This window comes from Alteromonas sp. Cnat3-28 (assembly GCF_022348265.1).
In the GTDB taxonomy this organism is placed as follows: Bacteria; Pseudomonadota; Gammaproteobacteria; order Enterobacterales; family Alteromonadaceae; genus Alteromonas; species Alteromonas macleodii.
Map to the genome: position 1 here is coordinate 45,100 of NZ_JAKREY010000011.1, position 16,424 is coordinate 61,523.

Annotated in this window: 14 protein-coding genes; 3 read left to right on the top strand and 11 right to left on the bottom strand. The window is 43.6% G+C overall.

Features of this window, described 5'->3' with window-relative positions:
* Positions 1-2: 2 nt before the first annotated feature.
* Positions 3-1,178 (bottom strand): porin, encoded by a 1,176-nt coding sequence (locus MHM87_RS12570; protein WP_168476582.1) that lies wholly within the window; start codon positions 1,176-1,178, stop codon positions 3-5.
* An 80-nt stretch (positions 1,179-1,258) separates the two neighbouring features.
* The gene (locus MHM87_RS12575) at positions 1,259-1,615 is read right to left on the bottom strand and encodes a hypothetical protein (protein WP_157187941.1); all 357 of its coding nucleotides are present in this window, start codon (positions 1,613-1,615) and stop codon (positions 1,259-1,261) included.
* 215 nt (positions 1,616-1,830) lie between these two features.
* Here MHM87_RS12575 and MHM87_RS12580 point away from each other — a divergent pair, with 215 nt between their 5' ends.
* The 3 genes from MHM87_RS12580 (at position 1,831) to MHM87_RS12590 (ending at position 5,124) form a co-directional block, all read left to right on the top strand.
* Positions 1,831-3,948 (top strand): SDR family NAD(P)-dependent oxidoreductase, encoded by a 2,118-nt coding sequence (locus tag MHM87_RS12580; protein ID WP_044556707.1) that lies wholly within the window; start codon positions 1,831-1,833, stop codon positions 3,946-3,948.
* Between the two features lie 99 nt (positions 3,949-4,047).
* Positions 4,048-4,359: a hypothetical protein gene (locus MHM87_RS12585; RefSeq protein ID WP_012516843.1), complete on the top strand. Its 312-nt coding sequence runs from the start codon at positions 4,048-4,050 to the stop codon at positions 4,357-4,359.
* Positions 4,360-4,368: 9 nt separating this feature from the next.
* Positions 4,369-5,124 carry a hypothetical protein gene (locus MHM87_RS12590; RefSeq protein ID WP_012516842.1) on the top strand — a complete coding sequence of 252 codons (756 nt, stop codon included), beginning with the start codon at positions 4,369-4,371 and terminating at the stop codon, positions 5,122-5,124.
* 496 nt (positions 5,125-5,620) lie between these two features.
* Here MHM87_RS12590 and MHM87_RS12595 read toward each other — a convergent pair whose 3' ends face one another.
* The 9 genes from MHM87_RS12595 to MHM87_RS12635 form a co-directional block, all read right to left on the bottom strand.
* Positions 5,621-6,319: a heparan-alpha-glucosaminide N-acetyltransferase gene (locus MHM87_RS12595; RefSeq protein WP_014996994.1), complete on the bottom strand. Its 699-nt coding sequence runs from the start codon at positions 6,317-6,319 to the stop codon at positions 5,621-5,623.
* Positions 6,320-6,333: 14 nt separating this feature from the next.
* Positions 6,334-6,816, bottom strand: a complete 483-nt coding sequence (locus tag MHM87_RS12600; protein ID WP_012516840.1) for a nuclear transport factor 2 family protein — start codon at positions 6,814-6,816, stop codon at positions 6,334-6,336.
* Between the two features lie 34 nt (positions 6,817-6,850).
* The gene (locus tag MHM87_RS12605) at positions 6,851-7,330 is read right to left on the bottom strand and encodes a nuclear transport factor 2 family protein (protein WP_239259361.1); all 480 of its coding nucleotides are present in this window, start codon (positions 7,328-7,330) and stop codon (positions 6,851-6,853) included.
* Between the two features lie 11 nt (positions 7,331-7,341).
* Positions 7,342-8,256, bottom strand: coding sequence for a CopD family protein (locus tag MHM87_RS12610; protein ID WP_014996992.1), 915 nt, complete (start codon positions 8,254-8,256; stop codon positions 7,342-7,344).
* Positions 8,257-8,264: 8 nt separating this feature from the next.
* The gene (locus MHM87_RS12615; protein ID WP_239259363.1) at positions 8,265-8,657 is read right to left on the bottom strand and encodes a copper resistance CopC family protein; all 393 of its coding nucleotides are present in this window, start codon (positions 8,655-8,657) and stop codon (positions 8,265-8,267) included.
* Positions 8,658-8,914: 257 nt separating this feature from the next.
* The gene (locus MHM87_RS12620; RefSeq protein ID WP_014996988.1) at positions 8,915-12,052 is read right to left on the bottom strand and encodes an efflux RND transporter permease subunit; all 3,138 of its coding nucleotides are present in this window, start codon (positions 12,050-12,052) and stop codon (positions 8,915-8,917) included.
* The gene (locus tag MHM87_RS12625; RefSeq protein WP_014996987.1) at positions 12,049-14,067 is read right to left on the bottom strand and encodes an efflux RND transporter periplasmic adaptor subunit; all 2,019 of its coding nucleotides are present in this window, start codon (positions 14,065-14,067) and stop codon (positions 12,049-12,051) included. The genes MHM87_RS12620 and MHM87_RS12625 overlap by 4 nt, the downstream gene beginning before the upstream one ends.
* Positions 14,064-15,428: a TolC family protein gene (locus MHM87_RS12630; RefSeq protein WP_239259365.1), complete on the bottom strand. Its 1,365-nt coding sequence runs from the start codon at positions 15,426-15,428 to the stop codon at positions 14,064-14,066. The genes MHM87_RS12625 and MHM87_RS12630 overlap by 4 nt, the downstream gene beginning before the upstream one ends.
* Positions 15,428-15,937, bottom strand: a complete 510-nt coding sequence (locus MHM87_RS12635; protein WP_014996985.1) for a DUF411 domain-containing protein — start codon at positions 15,935-15,937, stop codon at positions 15,428-15,430. Before MHM87_RS12635 ends, MHM87_RS12630 begins: the two co-directional genes overlap by 1 nt.
* Positions 15,938-16,424: the final 487 nt, after the last annotated feature.

The window sequence follows — 16,424 nt, forward strand, 5'->3', positions numbered from 1 at the left end:
CCCTAGAATCCATAGCTGAATTGCACAGCAAACCGTGTATCATCAGGACCTTCAACTACGTCTGTATCTTCATAGCCCACCTTAATAACTGAACGAGGGTCCAACCAATAGTTGACACCTACCATCCAGCGCTCCGCTTCTTCAATTTTATTGGTTTCAGCATATTCAAGGACCAATTCAGTACTACCTAGGGATTGAAAAGCGTGCCCAACGAAGAAAGTACCTTGTAAAAACCATCCATTGCGTGAAAATGAGTCAATAGTTTGCTCATGATCTCGCTCAACAAATGAGTCCGTTTCAGTTTTAATATACTCGCCTCTGATGATGGCGTGAGTACTAATAAAGTTGATATCAAACCCATTGGCTGTGATATCTAGTTGTCCTTGTTCGTCGTAGGCACCTTGATAATATGACGTTCCAATCTCGATTGAAGGTAGTAAGGCAATAGCCAGGCGGCCACCAAACGCTTTATTGCTATTGTTGTCAGAACTCGTCGCTTCAAATTCCACTTCCGGGAACGCCTCACCATGACCATCTTCTTCCGAATCAGGATCAGCTGCAGCAGAGGGTGCGAAAAAGCGAGCTATTAGATCATCATGATCATCCTCAATCTCTTCTTCGTCATGAGCAGCTTCAGAGCGCGGACCGTTTGTCATGAAAACATCCACAAACACCTTGGCCGAGCCGACTTGATAGACTTGCTGTGCAGCTACGCCTACGTCACTAAGAATAGGTAACAATGGATCCATTGCTTGGCTCGAGCCATGAGCGCCATAGACGCCGGGGGTCCATATACTTCTATTAATCCAACTAGGGTGCCAGTTGGCACTAAACTGCCCAAATGGTAAAAGGAATTTTCCGGCAGTTAATGTTGTGTTGTCGTTCAGGAAATAATGGATGTCAGCGTATTCGAGCTCGGTTTCGGTCTCCCCGTTTTCGCCCAATCCAAACTCGAGTTCTGCTTCGACATGCATTTTGTCATTTAAGCTGAATAAAAAAATGGGAATAAACCTGGCCGAAAAAGCATCGGTGTCGGCTACATCTGCACTTTCATATTTAACGTCACCGTATCCCACAAAGACAAACCGGTCGGTGGTCTCAGATGCAAGCAATGGTGACGATGTGATCATACCGGCCACAAAAATCATTGCATGCAACACTCCTTTACGTAATCGCATAGTATTTCTCTTTTTAAATTGTATTTCTTACCCACTAACTGGGTTGATTTACTTATTTGGCACTGCGTTGTTAAGTGCGCTTACGAAGTAACAAAAAACTCTATGGGAGGCGGGTGATTTGGCGGAACAGGTCTTTTGAGCACCTGATAACGATCTCTGTGATTTCTATCCTCTAGCGCCTCAATTAAAAAACAGGAGTGTGCTTCAAGAATGGCAAGAGGTGCGTTGGAAGACGAATTGTCCGTATAAAAACAGTCTGGGCAATAACAAGATGTGAAAGGCTCTTTTTGCTCATCATCGTGTGCACGTTCACCATTGATAAACACCGTCGATGCATGTTCATGAAATCCGATGTCACGCGTAGCATGGACACTCACCGATAACGTGTTGACCAGCAGTAGTGCTATCCAAATGTTTACTAACGAGAACCGAGTCACTGAACCTTACCCTTAAATGTTTATGTATTTAATCGTAGTGATTTCATTTCAAATGTAGTTGATTCAGATCAAAGCTTCACAACGAATCGATTACAGTTTGATTACATTTCTGTAATCAAATCATTAACTTATTTATCCATTCAAGGACTTTACTTATGCTGAAGCTATCAAACATATAAGTGAGCTTTCACTCTTCTACGAAATAGGCTTTTAAGATGTTGTATCAACAGACAGCACTAATATCAGGCGCTAGCTCTGGTATAGGACTTGCGCTTACAAAAGAGCTTCTACTCTCCTACCCTTTTATCCAGATCGTAGCACTTTGTAGAAATCCAGAAACTTTACAACAGCTTAAAAGGTCTTATGGGGATAGGGTCAGAATCGAGTGTATCGATTTCACTAATAGGGATTGTATTAAAAGCCTTCAAAACGTTGTCAATCAGCATACTCACTTTAGCTACCTGATCCATTGCGCAGGTGTTGTCATGCCATTTGGAGATATTAGCAACGTCGCCCCTGATGAGTGGGAGGCAACCCAATGGATAAATGTCGAAGTACCTCGCCTTTTAACGCAGATATGCTTAAAAAAATTTAGTCATAGCCGCGTGATGTTTTTAACCAGTGATTTGCCAGTACAACCCGTTGCTGGCGCCTCAGCTTATTGTGTAAGCAAAGCATCATTAAATATGCTGTGCCAGTGTTTTCAACTTGAAGTCGATAACGATATTGCTGTTTTTACAACTGTGGCTCCTGGAAACGTCGACACGAAGATGCAGGAAACGATAAGGCAAGCCTCAAATCGAGCTTTGCCTGCATCGGAGTTAATGCGCAGTATGTTTTCGGCAAACAAGCTTTTACCTCCCCGATTAGTTGCACAATATCTGCGACAATTGCTGAGCGATGTCACGCCAAACACTTTTGGAAGTCGTAGTTGGAATTTACTAGAGAGTATTGTTGAAGTTTCACCTGCAAAACAGACAAAAACAGATTCAATTGACACGCGTGCTACTGAAACAAGCCTGGTAGAACTGGCAAGTCTTGTTGGCGGCGCATTCTGGTCACCGGGTAGTGCAGAATATGAAGAAAACAGGAAAGTATTCAATCAAGGTGTTTCGCGTTTTCCGTTAGTAATTATTCAACCTAAGACAAAGACCGATATTATACACATTGTCAAATGTGCAAAGCAGTTGCGCTTATCCATTACAATTAAGGGTCAAGGGCATGGTGTAAGTGGCATGTCGGTCCTTAACAATGCAATTGTAATTGATATGTCGATGTTTAAAACAACTGTACTGAATGTTGATAAGAGCTCAGTAAACGTCGGCGCAGGCGTCAAAAATAGTGAATTGGACCATTTTCTAGCGCAACACAATAAAGTGGTTCCTTTGGGTACCTGTCCCGATGTTGGTGTTGTCGGCGCAACATTGGGAGGGGGGATCGGTTTTTTGTCCAGAAAGCTTGGTTTGAGTTGCGACAATGTACTCGCGTTTGGATTGATAACTGCTGACGGTAAAGTAAGACAAGTGACCGAATCCCAACACGCGGAGTTATTTTGGGCATTAAAAGGGTGTGGCCATGGTCAATTTGGCGTTGTGACCGATATCACGTTTAAATTACACGATGCCCCCCAAAATATTGATGGCCGAATACTCGAGTGGCCGTTATGTCACGCACGATCTATTCTTAGGCAATATAGCGAAATAGTGCTCAGTGATAACAGATCGGTTTTTCTATATGCATATCTCTCGCGATCTACGCACGATAAAGCACGAATTTCGATAATGGGGTTTAGTGAGGACTCGGTGCACGGTTTGGAATCTGTAGCCAAATGGCAAGACGGTGCCAAATTGTTAAGTAGGCGTTCGCAATACGTTGAATGCCAGTCCAATAACTACGATAGTGATCTGAACTTGTATTGGCGCAATGGCATAATTGAAGGTGAGCTATCAGACGAATTCATTGAAACACTTTTATCATGTTACCGTGCTTGTCCGGTAAATTCAGGTGGATTTATGCTAGACCCGCTTTGTGGCGCTATTCAGGATGTAAACGCTGACGGTTCGGCATTTATTCACCGCAACGCTTCTTTCGTCTGTAGTATCACAGGGATCACTCAAGCTGAATGTGACGATACTGAAGTTATCGATTGGGTAAATAAATCTTTCGATTTGCTATCACCGTTTTTTAATGGCCATTCTTACCAAAATTATGACATGGGGAATGGGTCGCCACTTGCACTTTACTACGGCCAACACACAGCTCGTTTGAAATTATTAAAACAACAATACGATCCTACTGGTCTGTTTATGAGTTCTCTTCTGCGCCCTGACTAAAAAACTTTTAGTCATTGCTGTGACGATTTCGATATTGTGAACGTATGTTCTACCCATATTGAATTGGCATTGTGGTTACTTGTAACAAGGAAATAGTTTATGAAAAGATGGATATGTTTGTTTCTTGTGATGTCATCATCGCTCGCACATCCAAATGATCGTGAGCATGGCGATTTTTACAGAGGATTAACTGGTCTTAAAGCACAAATTGATGAAATTAATCGTGACTTGATTTTGCTGGAAAATGCCACCCTTTCGAGTTCAGAAGTCAACAGGCGACTGGCTCGGATTGAGCAACAAATTGATGACGCAAATAAGAAAATTTCAGAGGCTTCTGACGCAGAGTTACGTGAGTTGAGTGCTCAAGAGTTAGAGCAGGTAAAGCGGTCTTTGCAGGTTCTCAACATGTAAGACATTCGAATGCAATTGCAACCCCATTTAAATCAACTGCATAAATCGACTAAATCTGAAACACTACTCGCTTCTTGGATGAACCATGTTCAAAGTTCGCGAACGAAGGCAGTTAAAGATGAAGCTGAAAGCGACTTAGTTGCCTTGAGAGAAGCAACGGATCGTGAACTGATAGAACTACAAATGAACACGCAGCGGCAAATTAATTCACTGACTGAGAGGCACGAAAACGATATTGTTCGCCTCACTCAAGACCATAAGGAAGAAGTAAGGCGTCTTGAGCAATTAAATTTAGACAAGGTTCAATATGCAGAGACAGCATTTGAAAATCTAATGGGAGAAACAGAAACACAAAATGGGCTGATATTTAAAAACCTCGCGGTCTCCATATATCTTCGCCGGTTCTTAGTGGAAGATGGTTACGATCGGTTTTTTAACGACTTAACGCTTACTTCAATTGATGAAACAGCAACGGTTCGGTGTGATCCAAGCATATTAAGAGAAGTGATTTCAATTCAAGAGCACGCAATTTTACGGTTTGAAAAAGTCAAAAACAAGCTAGAAGATGCTAAAATGCTGTATTACGAAGCATTACTAGATCTTGCATTTTATGAGGCTGAAATGTCGCGGTTTGGTATATTGAATGTCGATGCGACGCAACGGATCAATGAAAACCTTGTTGCTTTTGAGCAGAATTTACTCTTTTGGTTAAACGAAGCGAATACAAAACACCAGAGCGGTTACCGCGTTTCATTTTTCGCGTAATCTGCATGGTAGACAGCTTGGTTTTTATCAGGGGATGTTTGAGACTTCATGAAATTTTTGAATAACAACCCGCTAAAGCCGAAATGTTATCACAAGTGTCTGCATTGCTGGTAGAAAACGATATGGCTACTGTAAGACAAATAACTGACGTAATAGAGTCAAGAGAATGCAACTCTTTGTGGTCAAAATACACCAACTTCAAAGAAGAACGACCAAAACTGTTTGAGTATTAACGGTAGTCTGGGTTTGTTGGCACTAAAAGCACAATCTTCTCCGAATTAATCTTGCGTTGCTGTAAACACATTAGCGTTGATATCGAGAGTGTATCGACACACGCATTTGCGCGCAAGCGCATATGCGTTTATCAAGCATTACTCTGCTGCCTTGACTCTACCTTCCCTCATAATGTGCATATCTCATCGTAATTTTATGTCTGCGGCAGCATAGCGGATATTAATTACTGAAGGTGATTTATGGCAAAGTAAAAGGTGCATAGTTACACCGATGAGCTAAACCAATAGATAGTACCAAACAGCGCAAAAAAGATAGGTTGATGCAATATGTAAACCGCTAAACTATGCCGTCCGAGAAGAGTCAAGTTATTCGGGATATTCCATTTTGCAAACGGATCAAATCCGCTTTTCAAAACGTGCCCTATCGCAATACCAAACAATACAACACCTATCCATGGAAAAATCGCAACGTAATCGTTTGGAGAATGAGGTAGTGACAAACTGATCAGATTAAATGGCCATTTACTGGATACTAGGCCAATGTTAAACAACGTGACCGCAACAAAACCCAACAACAGCGACAATATGGGTTTTCTAATCAACGGAACACACAAAACACTCGCTACAGCAATAAAATGCAATACGCCAAAGAATATCCAGTTTGCATTAAAAAAATAATACGTAAAAAGCGATATTACCGCGGCCCAGAACGCTATGGAAAACAGCCGCAGTAAAAACATTTTTAGACTAAATTTTCGATAATTCCCGAGCACGAGCGACGCGCCTACACTCACGAAGAAGAGCGTCAATATTACATACCGAAACTCCCTCCACCCTTTTCCATTGGGGACATTCCAATCAACCCAACCAAAGAAACGAAGGTCGTAAGCAAAATGGAATACAACCATCAACACAATGGCTAACGTTCGTATTGCATCCAATGTGATATTGCGATTTTGCACGGAATTCAACGTTGTTAACGGTGCTTATGTGGCTTATTATCACGGGTAGATGAATGCGAATGAATGACCTTCCATCCTTCATCAGTTCGGCGAAACAAATAGGTTTGAAATCCTTTTTTATCAAAAACTGCGCCGGTTTTGCGTACTTCTCCTGAAACATTTACTGTCGTAACTGCCCAAGCGAAGTCTCCTTCAACGTTTGTTTCGATATCTAGAATATCAATGGTCAATCGTTTCAATACCTCTTTTTCCGGCTCTACATGATTTTTGACCAAATCCTCTAACCCTTTATTCTGACCGCCTGACTCAATGTAACGCGCACCTACCTGGCCAAGATAATGTTGATAGAACGGCATACCGTTACCAGACTCCCACCCCTTTTCAATATCTTGGATCATTTCTAGTATCTCGGTTTCGTCGTTCGTTTGCTCAGACGCATAAATGTATGGTGATGTGGCTAAAAAAATAACAACGCAGCTTGCATAGAAAAGTTTCATCGTTTTGACCTTTTTATTTTAATTTGGTGGGGAGTTAGTGAGACCAATGAATATGACTGATTTTCCACTGTCCATTGATCAGCGTTAAAAAGAGCGTTTCATTGCCTGTCCTATCAATATCTCGACCTTTATAGTTTCCAGAAGTGTGACTTCTTGAAATGGAGACAGCTGTATTACCATGCACACGAACATGATGCTCAATCGTCTTCGTGGTTACGGCAGATGAAAATTGCATGTCTGCTTGCAAATGATGTGCACGATATTCGTCGGCACTGCGCTCAATTCTGCCACCTTCCAAAATAAGGACATCATCGGCAAGTAAGCTCATGACTGTCTCTGCATTAGCCTCGGAGAGTGCTTTGTGGAATTGTTTTGCTATTATTCCTGCGTCGGAGTCTACCCCTGAGAACATAGGACTATTACTGGTGTCGTTATGCGTTTTATCATGAGCATTAACACAGTTAGTTAACAGCAAAGGAAAGAGTACGATTGACAACAAGTAGATTTTTTTCATTTTGTGTTTCTTCAATAATTGGGGCCTACGGCGGTACTTAACACCACCGTCACCATTAAAATAGATATCCCTATACAAAGTTCGATTTGGATTGATTTTTGAAGCGTTCGAGGACTGGTTATGCCGGTTAAAAGCTGAGGAACCAATCGCAGTTTGTGTAACAACGCGATTAGAAAGATAGCACCAACAAACAACAGCTTAACAAGCAATACAAAGCCGTAGTTTGTGTCGAGCAAACTGCTAACAGAACGCACAAGTTGCCAAGCCAGTAGTAAACCAGCAATAATTAGCCCCCCAATGGGGTACATCGCCGATTTCCCAAATTTTGTCATGACATGGTGCAAATTGGGGGTAGAAAGCTCTACGCACGTCCTTGAAAGAGGCCAGAGTGAACCCACCCACGCGAGCGCAATAACGGCATGAGCAGCCAGGATAAATTTTAAACTAGGTTGTAACTGTTGAGTATGCCCAGTTAACGTAAATGTATACCCAAATCCTGCCAACGCAATAACAATGAAAATTCCAAGAGAGAGACTTGAAATAATGGCGGTTTTTCTAATTGAATGACCTAAATAGGTTAAATATAGTAGCGCACTTGCGAACAGCACTAGTCGACTTTTTGCAACATCTCCGAGCGTTGAATGCGCGACCATCTCTCGCATAATGGGGTCAAACATACCAGCGTATCCAGATTGAGCGAGCTGCCCAACCTGAAACAAAAAGTCAAAAGCACTAAAAATGATGCCAATGACCGCAAACAAACACATGTGCCTTGTTACCGTTGTTTGTAAGCTTGCGGGTAAAGTAAATTTGGTGTCAATATCAGTATTGGTAATGCACAAAATCCAACCACCACCAAGCAGCGCTGATACGCCGAGATAAACACCAAACTTTGAAATCAACAACCCCAACTGCCAAATGTCCATAGCGTCCTCTAATGGTTGCCGTGCGTGCTGTCGTGCTTTTTGTCGTTATGTTTCATCATTGAAGCATGCACCATAAAACTAAAAGCCCCTTCCATTTTGTGACCGTCCTGACCTAGCAACATCCAATTGACAGTGTATGTATCTACTGGTAATCCGGGTAATTCGTAACTAAAGGCACTAGCGAGTTCCGTACTTGGCTTAAACTCAAACGGAATGGTTTCCCCACTTTTCGATTGCAATGTGACTCTAGCCAACCTTACAGGCTTGGTAAAAACCAATGATAGTTCAGGTGGAGATGACATCAACATCGCATTATCCTTAGGTGTAGATGTCTTAAGTGTTGTGTGAGCAAAAGTAGAAAAACTTAAGGCTACCATGAGGATTGAAAAGATTAGTTTCATTTGAAGTCTCCTTAGACTTGATGGGTTATAGATGACACAAATGCTTCAATATTGATGGCATTTGGGTCAATGGTATTGTCGATCAGCAAGCCTGTGACGTCTTTCATCATCGCGCTGGGCCCAGGTAAAAAAATGTTCACCGTGAATGTAGTGGATATCAAACCAGACCATGTAAAGGCCGCTTAACGACCAAAACAACACCTGCCCGCCGACAAGCAGCATAAGCCAACGATGTGAACGGCGAACAGGTACTTTCATTACGCAACGACAGCCAGGTTCTTGAGCTGTTGTTTGCGCCACATTAAATAAATGGCAGGTAATATGAGTAGTGTCAGAATAATCGCACTAACCATTCCCCCCACCATCGGCGCCGCAATACGACTCATGACTTCGGACCCCGTACCAGAGCCATATAACACCGGCAGCAATCCAAAGATGATAGTGGCCGTTGTCATCATGACGGGACGAACACGCAATCCTGCACCGTGCAGTACTGCCTCGGTCAACATGTTGACGCTCGGTAAGGTACCCTCTTCTTTGCATTTATCCATCAGTGCCTGATATTCATGATTGAGATATACAAGCATAATGACTCCGATTTCTACAGCGACACCGGCCAGAGCAATGAAACCTACGCCCACGGCCACGGAGAAATTAAAGCCTTCGATGTACATAAGCCATATGCTACCAACCATCGACAATGGCAACGTTCCCATAATAATGGCTACTTCAATGAAGTTTCGGAAGTTGAGGTACAATAGAATAACGATGATAGCGAGCGTCAAAGGCACAACGTATGTGAGCTTCTCCTTTGCCCTTAACATATACTCGTATTGGCCAGACCAATTAATTGAATAGCCGGCGGGTAAAACGAGTTGTTCAGCAACAACTTGCTGCGCGTTAGCCACATACGTGCCTATGTCTACACCATCGATGTCAACATACACCCATCCATTGAGCCGCGCGTTTTCACTCTTGATACCCGGTGGTCCGTCTTCGATGTAGACGTCAGCAACATCAGCTAAGGCTATACGTTTTCCTTGTGGTGTCACTACAGGTAACAAAGAAAGCGACTCTGGAGAGCTTCGGTATGACTGCGGATAACGAATATTTACTGGATAGCGCTCCAGCCCTTCTACACTCTGTGTTACGTTAACACCGCCAATTGCACTAGAGACAATTTGCTGAACATCAGCGATATTGAGCCCATATCGGGCGGCTTTTTCGCGATCAATGTCGACTTTCAAGTAGCGACCGCCAGCGACGCGTTCAGAATACACTGAAGCCGTGCCATCGACGTCAGTTAATATTGACTCAATTTGTTGGCCGATTTTTTGAATTTCCATTAGATCGGGACCACCAATTTTAATCCCAACAGGGGTTTTAATTCCTGTGGCAAGCATGTCAATTCGGGTTTTTATTGGCATCACCCATGCGTTGGTTAAGCCCGGTAAATTGACCACTGCATCAAACTCTTTAATAAGGTCCTGCGTGGTCATCCCTTCTCGCCATTGTTCTTTGGGTTTCAATTGAATGAATGTCTCAATCATGGTCAGTGGCGCGGGGTCCGTCGCCGTATCCGCCCGCCCTACTTTGCCAAATACCGTTTCTACTTCTGGTACGGTTTTTATTAATTTGTTGGTCTGTTGAAGAAGCTCTCGTGCCTTCCCGATTGATATGCCGGCATAGGTGGTCGGCATATACATCAAATCGCCTTCGTCAAGCGGGGGAATAAATTCACTACCAATTTTATCAATTGGCCAAACCCCGATAGCCAAGACAATCAATGCTGCGACCATCGTTGACTTTGGAAAGCGCAAAACTGTCTTGAGCGTCGGTATGTATAAAAACGTTAAAAACTTGTTGACTGGGTTTTTGTGTTCAGGCAACACCTTTCCACGTACAAAATACCCCATTAAGACTGGGACCAGTGTAATCGCAAGTGCCGCTGATGCAGCCATTGCATATGTTTTCGTATAAGCAAGAGGGGAAAACATCCTCCCTTCTTGGGCCTCAAGCGTAAAAACAGGTACAAAACTAACCGTAATGATCAACAAACTGAAAAATAACGCAGGTCCAACTTCGACCGCAGAATCGATAACAACCTGCCAGCGATTTTCCTTGGTAAGAGGCGTCTTTTCCATGTGTTTGTGCATATTTTCAATCATAACGATCGCACCATCACTCATGGCGCCAATGGCAATAGCAATGCCGCCCAACGACATGATATTGGCATTGATACCTTGCATATACATAACGATTAGCGCGGTAATGATCCCAACAGGAATACTGATGATAGCGACGAGTGACGACCGAACATGAAAAAGAAAGGCGACACATACCAAAGCGACTACGATAAACTCTTCTAATAGTTTTGAAGCTAGGTTATCAACGGCCCTTTCAATTAATGCGGAACGGTCATAAACAGTGACCACCTCAACGCCATCAGGTAGTCCTTTTTTTAAGTCCTCTAGTTTTGCTTTGACGCCATCTATCGTTTTTTGAGCATTCTCGCCAAAACGCATCACGACAATACCGCCGACTGTTTCCCCTTCGCCGTTTAGCTCTGCTATACCGCGGCGCATTTGTGGACCGATATCTACAGTGGCAATATCCCTTATTAAAAGCGGTGTGCCATTGTCATTGACGCCAAGAGGAATAGTTTCGATATCCTTCTTATCAGAAATATACCCCGTAGCACGAACCATGTACTCAGCTTCTGCAAGCTCCACTACAGAGGCCCCAACTTCTTGATTCCCTCGCTTTATTGCCATCTGAATATGAGAAAGCGGTATACCGTAAGCGCGGAGTTTTTCAGGATCTACTTTCACTTGATACTGTTTCACCATACCCCCTAGCGCCGAGACTTCGGACACGCCAGGCACAGTTTGGAGCTCAAATTTCAAGAACCAGTCTTGCAAACTGCGTAATTGAGAAATATCGTGTTGGCCGGTTCTGTCGACCAATGCATACAGATAAACCCAACCAACGCCTGTGGCATCTGGACCTAATTGCGGCCTGGCGTTTTCAGGTAGATTGGGGGCAACTTGCGATAAATATTCAAGCACCCTGCTTCTTGCCCAATATAAGTCGGTATCATCATCAAAAATGATATAAACGTAGGAGTCACCGAAAAACGAATAACCTCGAACCGTTTGTGCACCCGGTACGGAAAGCATGGCGGTCGTTAGCGGGTACGTTACCTGATCTTCTACAACTTGTGGCGCTTGACCAGGATAACTCGTTTTGATTATCACTTGGACATCGGATAAATCTGGGATCGCATCTACTGGCGTATTTTTCATTGTAACTAAACCGCCACCGACTATGATGATGGTTGCGAGTAAAACAAAGAAGCGGTTTGAGACCGACCAACGTATGACTGCTTCTATCATTCGTGCGCTCCTTCATGTTGGCTGTTATCCATCGTTCCTTTATCAGATGCTTGTATATGTACTGTGGTAATAACGTACGCACCGTCTTGGGTTTTGGTAATTTCGATGTGCAGTCGCATACCAGCGGTAATGTCAGATAAATCAACCTCATTAGCGACGTTAAAATCCATTGTCATTGCAGGCCAATCCCACGCCTCAATAGGGTCATGTTCAAGGCTTAACTGGTTGCTAGCACTCATCACTGCATTGACCGTTGCTTGAGTCCACACAGCGTCGACAGCGGTACTTGTTTCACTACTTGCCTCTTCAACAACATGAATGGTAGAAACAAGATATTCGCCACTTGAGGATTTTGAAATTTCAATATGCGCAAGCGTTCCAGAGGCCAAATCAGACAAGGTAATGTTATCTGCCACGTTAAAATCCATCGTCATCGCGGGCCAATCCCACTCTTTTATAGCGGGATGATCGACATTTATCATTCGATGCCCATCCATTACAGAATTAATCTTGACTTCAGTCCAAACGCTTTCAGACATAGTCGCCTGTGTACTTTGTGCTGAATCGATAATGTGCACGGTTGTCACCACATATTGACCATCAGTTTGCTTACTGATCTCGATATGTGCCGATGAACCACCTTTGACCGTTGCTAAATTGATATGCTCCGCTACCACAAAATCCATGGTCATCGGCGGCCAATCCCATTCTGGAATTGGACCATGTTTTGCAGTTATCATGTTGTGAGAAGGCATCACGTCTGTGATCATCACCTCTGTGAAGACCGATGTTGGACTTTCTTCAGGGGGTTCCATTCGCTTAAAGTCAGAGCTAATACTGCTCTCTGAATCAAGCATAAATTGAGCGGAGGTGACAATGCTGTCACCATCGATCAGTCCTTCAAGTACTTCTGTAAACTCGTCAACCACTCGCCCAATTTTGATTGCAACTGATTTAAATTTTCCATCTCCCAATGCCAATACAACGCGATTTTGATTGCCTGTTCGAATAACCGCTTCGGTTGGCACGATCAAGTTGGTCGAATCCATATCAGAGTGGATAGTCACTTGAGCGAACATGTTCGGCTTTAACGTATAATCTTGATTAGCAAAGCGAAGACGCACACGCAGTGTGCGGGTACTCTGTTCAAGGGTTGGGTAGACGTAGTCTACAACGCCTTGCCACGTCTTTCCGGGGAGGAAATCTAATTTCATAGTAACAGGCAGCCCTTCCACTATTTGGGCGGTTTGTCGCTCAAATACCTCTGCATCAACCCAAACCTCATCCAATGCACCAATCGACATGACTGTAACGCCAGGTTTTATAAAGAAACCTTCTCGAATGTTTAAATTATCTACGAATCCGGTTTGGGGCGCGGAAAAGGTAACGGTTTGCTGAACATTTTTTGTTTTTGTTAACGTCTCCACGACGTCTTCAGGCACTTGCAATGCATTTAAGCGAGAACGAGCAGCTACGATCAGATCTTTGTTGTTTCTGCGCATAGCAAGCAGCAATTCTTCTTGTGCATTCACTAACTCAGGCGAGTATAGAGAGTAAAGTGGTTCCCCTTTTTTAACATATTCTCCAGATGCTTTTACATGCAGTGTTTCTATCCAGCCTTCAACGCGAGGATGCACATGGATTAATGTTTCTTCGTTGTATTGAACGTACCCGACAGTTCTAATAGGGACATGCAGCGCGCGGCGCTGCACTTTCGCAGTTCGAACACCAAGATTGTTCTCCACATTTGGCGCTATAGTAATTGTTCCTGGGCCCGCATCACCACTTGAACTTTCTTCGTAGACAGGAATGAGATCCATGCCCATCGGAGACTTTCCTGGTTCGTCTCTGCGGTAATTTGGGTCCATCGGCGCAACCCAATACAACGGTTGCTTCTCTTCGTTTTGCTCATTATTCGCGGTGGATGATGAAGATGGTATCAGAAACGTGAATGCCAACGCAGTCATAATACCGCCTGCTACCCCGCCTATGACGAGTGCTTTAATTGTGCTCATTGTTGTTCTCCGATTTGAGACAAAGGAATACCTGCGTTGGTATCAAAGTAATAATTGAGTTGAATTTTTGTTTTGACCAAATCCACACTGATATCCAGTGCGTCAATTCTGGCATTAAGATCCGCAATACGAGCACGCACTACCTCAGCAAAGTCTCCTTCGTCGTTGGTATAAGCATTGAGCGATGCCTCAGCTTGCTCTTGCATTTGCTCTAACAATTCGAGCTCGTACAGCGCTTGTCGCTCCATTAATCGCTCATTTTCCGCATATAAAGACTGGATGTATGACATCATTTCTCTGAGGACTAAGCGCTTGTCGGTTTTAATGGCTTCAGATAGGCTTACGGCAGCCGAAACCTCTTGGTCTTGGCGGTTTTCTGTAAAAAGAGGTACATCGAAACTTACACCCATCGATAAAAAATCTGCTCGACTTGTACCGTCGGGCGTGTCGTCTCTGTAGGCGTAACTAGCGTTAACCCCCCATTGTGGCTTGTATTTTTCTTTGGCAAGGTCAATACCGGTTTGGCTGGCGCGAATTCTTTGCTCTATCGAGAGGATCAAAGGGTGTTGATTGAGAACCATTGCAAGCGATTGTTGATCTCTGCGCTCAAGTATTGTTCTCATATTCTGCCCCATGTTTTTGATCTCAGGTAGGGCATGCGGCAACGTTAATCGAGAAAAGGACTCAAATCCCGATTGACTTGGATAATTTTGATCTCTAACTAGCCACTCTAGAAGCTTCCCTGTGGCTCTTTCTTCTAATGCTCGTAGTTTAGTAAGTCGGTCTTCCAACCTTGTTAATTCCAACTTTGCACGAACGATATCTTGCTGATTTACGCGTCCAAAGGCAGTTGAATAATTTGCCTTTGCGATATCGCTGAGCTGTTCAAATAACGCTTTATCTTCATCAATTAGCTTTACACTTTGCTGCGCCCGATATATTTCTAACCATAAGTTTGATACTTGAACGCGTGCTTTGGCCACTCGGTCGGCTCTCATCAGGGGATGCTCTGCTGCTTGCTCCCGCAATTGACGAGACCTTATGGCTAACGAATCACCACGAGGAAACATCTGTGACACACCTACTTTTAGCTGAGTCATGGGCTCTTGATCAAACGCAAAACCATCAGTGGGTACATTTGCTAAACCGATGTTGACAACGGGGTCTGGTAGGCTCGAGGCGACGACACTACTGGACAATGTGGCACGTTCACGATGTGCACTGCTAACGAGCCATGGATCATTTTCTACCGCTATTTCTACTGCACGTTTGAGCGTTAATTTTTCATTCGCGATAGCGGGAGAGACCATCGAGAACGAGAACGCTCCCCAAATAGAAACAAAAAGACAAAACCGGTTCATTAGAATTGCTCCTCATAGGTGTTGACTTCAGCAAAGGTCGTAACTGAACCATCTACATTGAGTTGCAATACAAGGTAAGGTTGGAATCGTTCGTCAACTTCCATGCCCGGCGATCCAATTGGCATGGCTGGAACGCTCAACCCTAAAACCCCTTCAGGAGGGTTTTCTAAAAATTGTTGGATGTATTTTGCGGGTATGTGCCCCTCAAATACAAACCCGTCCTGAGAAAGAGCAGTATGGCAGGAGCGATACTGGGGTTCGATGCCATGTTTATCTTTAACTCTGGACATTAGCGCGACATTTGTCACATCTGTTTCAAAACCATGTTCTTCAATATGTCGTACCCATTTTTGACAACATCTACATGTTCTACTTTTGTAGACATCCAATGTAATTTTCGGGGCCTGTGTTGCAGACTTTGCATCATTCTTTGCCTGCAGTACATCACTGCACGCCGTTAAAAAGAGGACTACAGAAACCAGAGCCCAAAACGGTATATTTTTTTTCATAAACAACTCTCACATATATTGAATTTCGCACGCTTCACGATGGAAACATCACGTGCAGTAACTGTTAGTCTTTACATCGACTAACCTGATTACACGAGAGAGTATTTTGGGGGGCGTAAATGTATAGCGATAAAGACTTTATGCAGCCTTGCTTGTCTGGTTAGGACTGGGGTGTTCAACAGTTTTGATGTTTCGAGATTCGCCCCAGCCAACATGCCGAGCTGAAAGGCAGCCATGGGACAACAGCAATCTTGATTGCAACAATTCTCTGATACATCATGTGTTGAGTGGTCCATGTGATGACCGATTCTGTTATCTATTTCATGCACCATATCGCTTGCACATGGCACAGCTACACTCGCGAAAGACCCGCTTACTTGCACGCTCAACAAAGCGATAACAACGAGGTATTTGACGAATGAAAGTTTCACTTAAACCTGACTCCTTTAATGAAACGCGTTTTCACGGATTAGCTACGGCAATGAGA

Coding starts and splice junctions, on each gene's coding strand:
- MHM87_RS12570 (WP_168476582.1), bottom strand. CDS start 1,178: ATGCGATTACGTAAAGGAGTGTTGCATGCAATGATTTTTGTGGCCGGT.
- MHM87_RS12620 (WP_014996988.1), bottom strand. CDS start 12,052: ATGATAGAAGCAGTCATACGTTGGTCGGTCTCAAACCGCTTCTTTGTT.
- MHM87_RS12610 (WP_014996992.1), bottom strand. CDS start 8,256: ATGGACATTTGGCAGTTGGGGTTGTTGATTTCAAAGTTTGGTGTTTAT.
- MHM87_RS12625 (WP_014996987.1), bottom strand. CDS start 14,067: ATGAGCACAATTAAAGCACTCGTCATAGGCGGGGTAGCAGGCGGTATT.
- MHM87_RS12600 (WP_012516840.1), bottom strand. CDS start 6,816: ATGAAACTTTTCTATGCAAGCTGCGTTGTTATTTTTTTAGCCACATCA.
- MHM87_RS12630 (WP_239259365.1), bottom strand. CDS start 15,428: ATGAACCGGTTTTGTCTTTTTGTTTCTATTTGGGGAGCGTTCTCGTTC.
- MHM87_RS12605 (WP_239259361.1), bottom strand. CDS start 7,330: ATGAAAAAAATCTACTTGTTGTCAATCGTACTCTTTCCTTTGCTGTTA.
- MHM87_RS12585 (WP_012516843.1), top strand. CDS start 4,048: ATGAAAAGATGGATATGTTTGTTTCTTGTGATGTCATCATCGCTCGCA.
- MHM87_RS12590 (WP_012516842.1), top strand. CDS start 4,369: ATGCAATTGCAACCCCATTTAAATCAACTGCATAAATCGACTAAATCT.
- MHM87_RS12580 (WP_044556707.1), top strand. CDS start 1,831: ATGTTGTATCAACAGACAGCACTAATATCAGGCGCTAGCTCTGGTATA.
- MHM87_RS12615 (WP_239259363.1), bottom strand. CDS start 8,657: ATGAAACTAATCTTTTCAATCCTCATGGTAGCCTTAAGTTTTTCTACT.
- MHM87_RS12635 (WP_014996985.1), bottom strand. CDS start 15,937: ATGAAAAAAAATATACCGTTTTGGGCTCTGGTTTCTGTAGTCCTCTTT.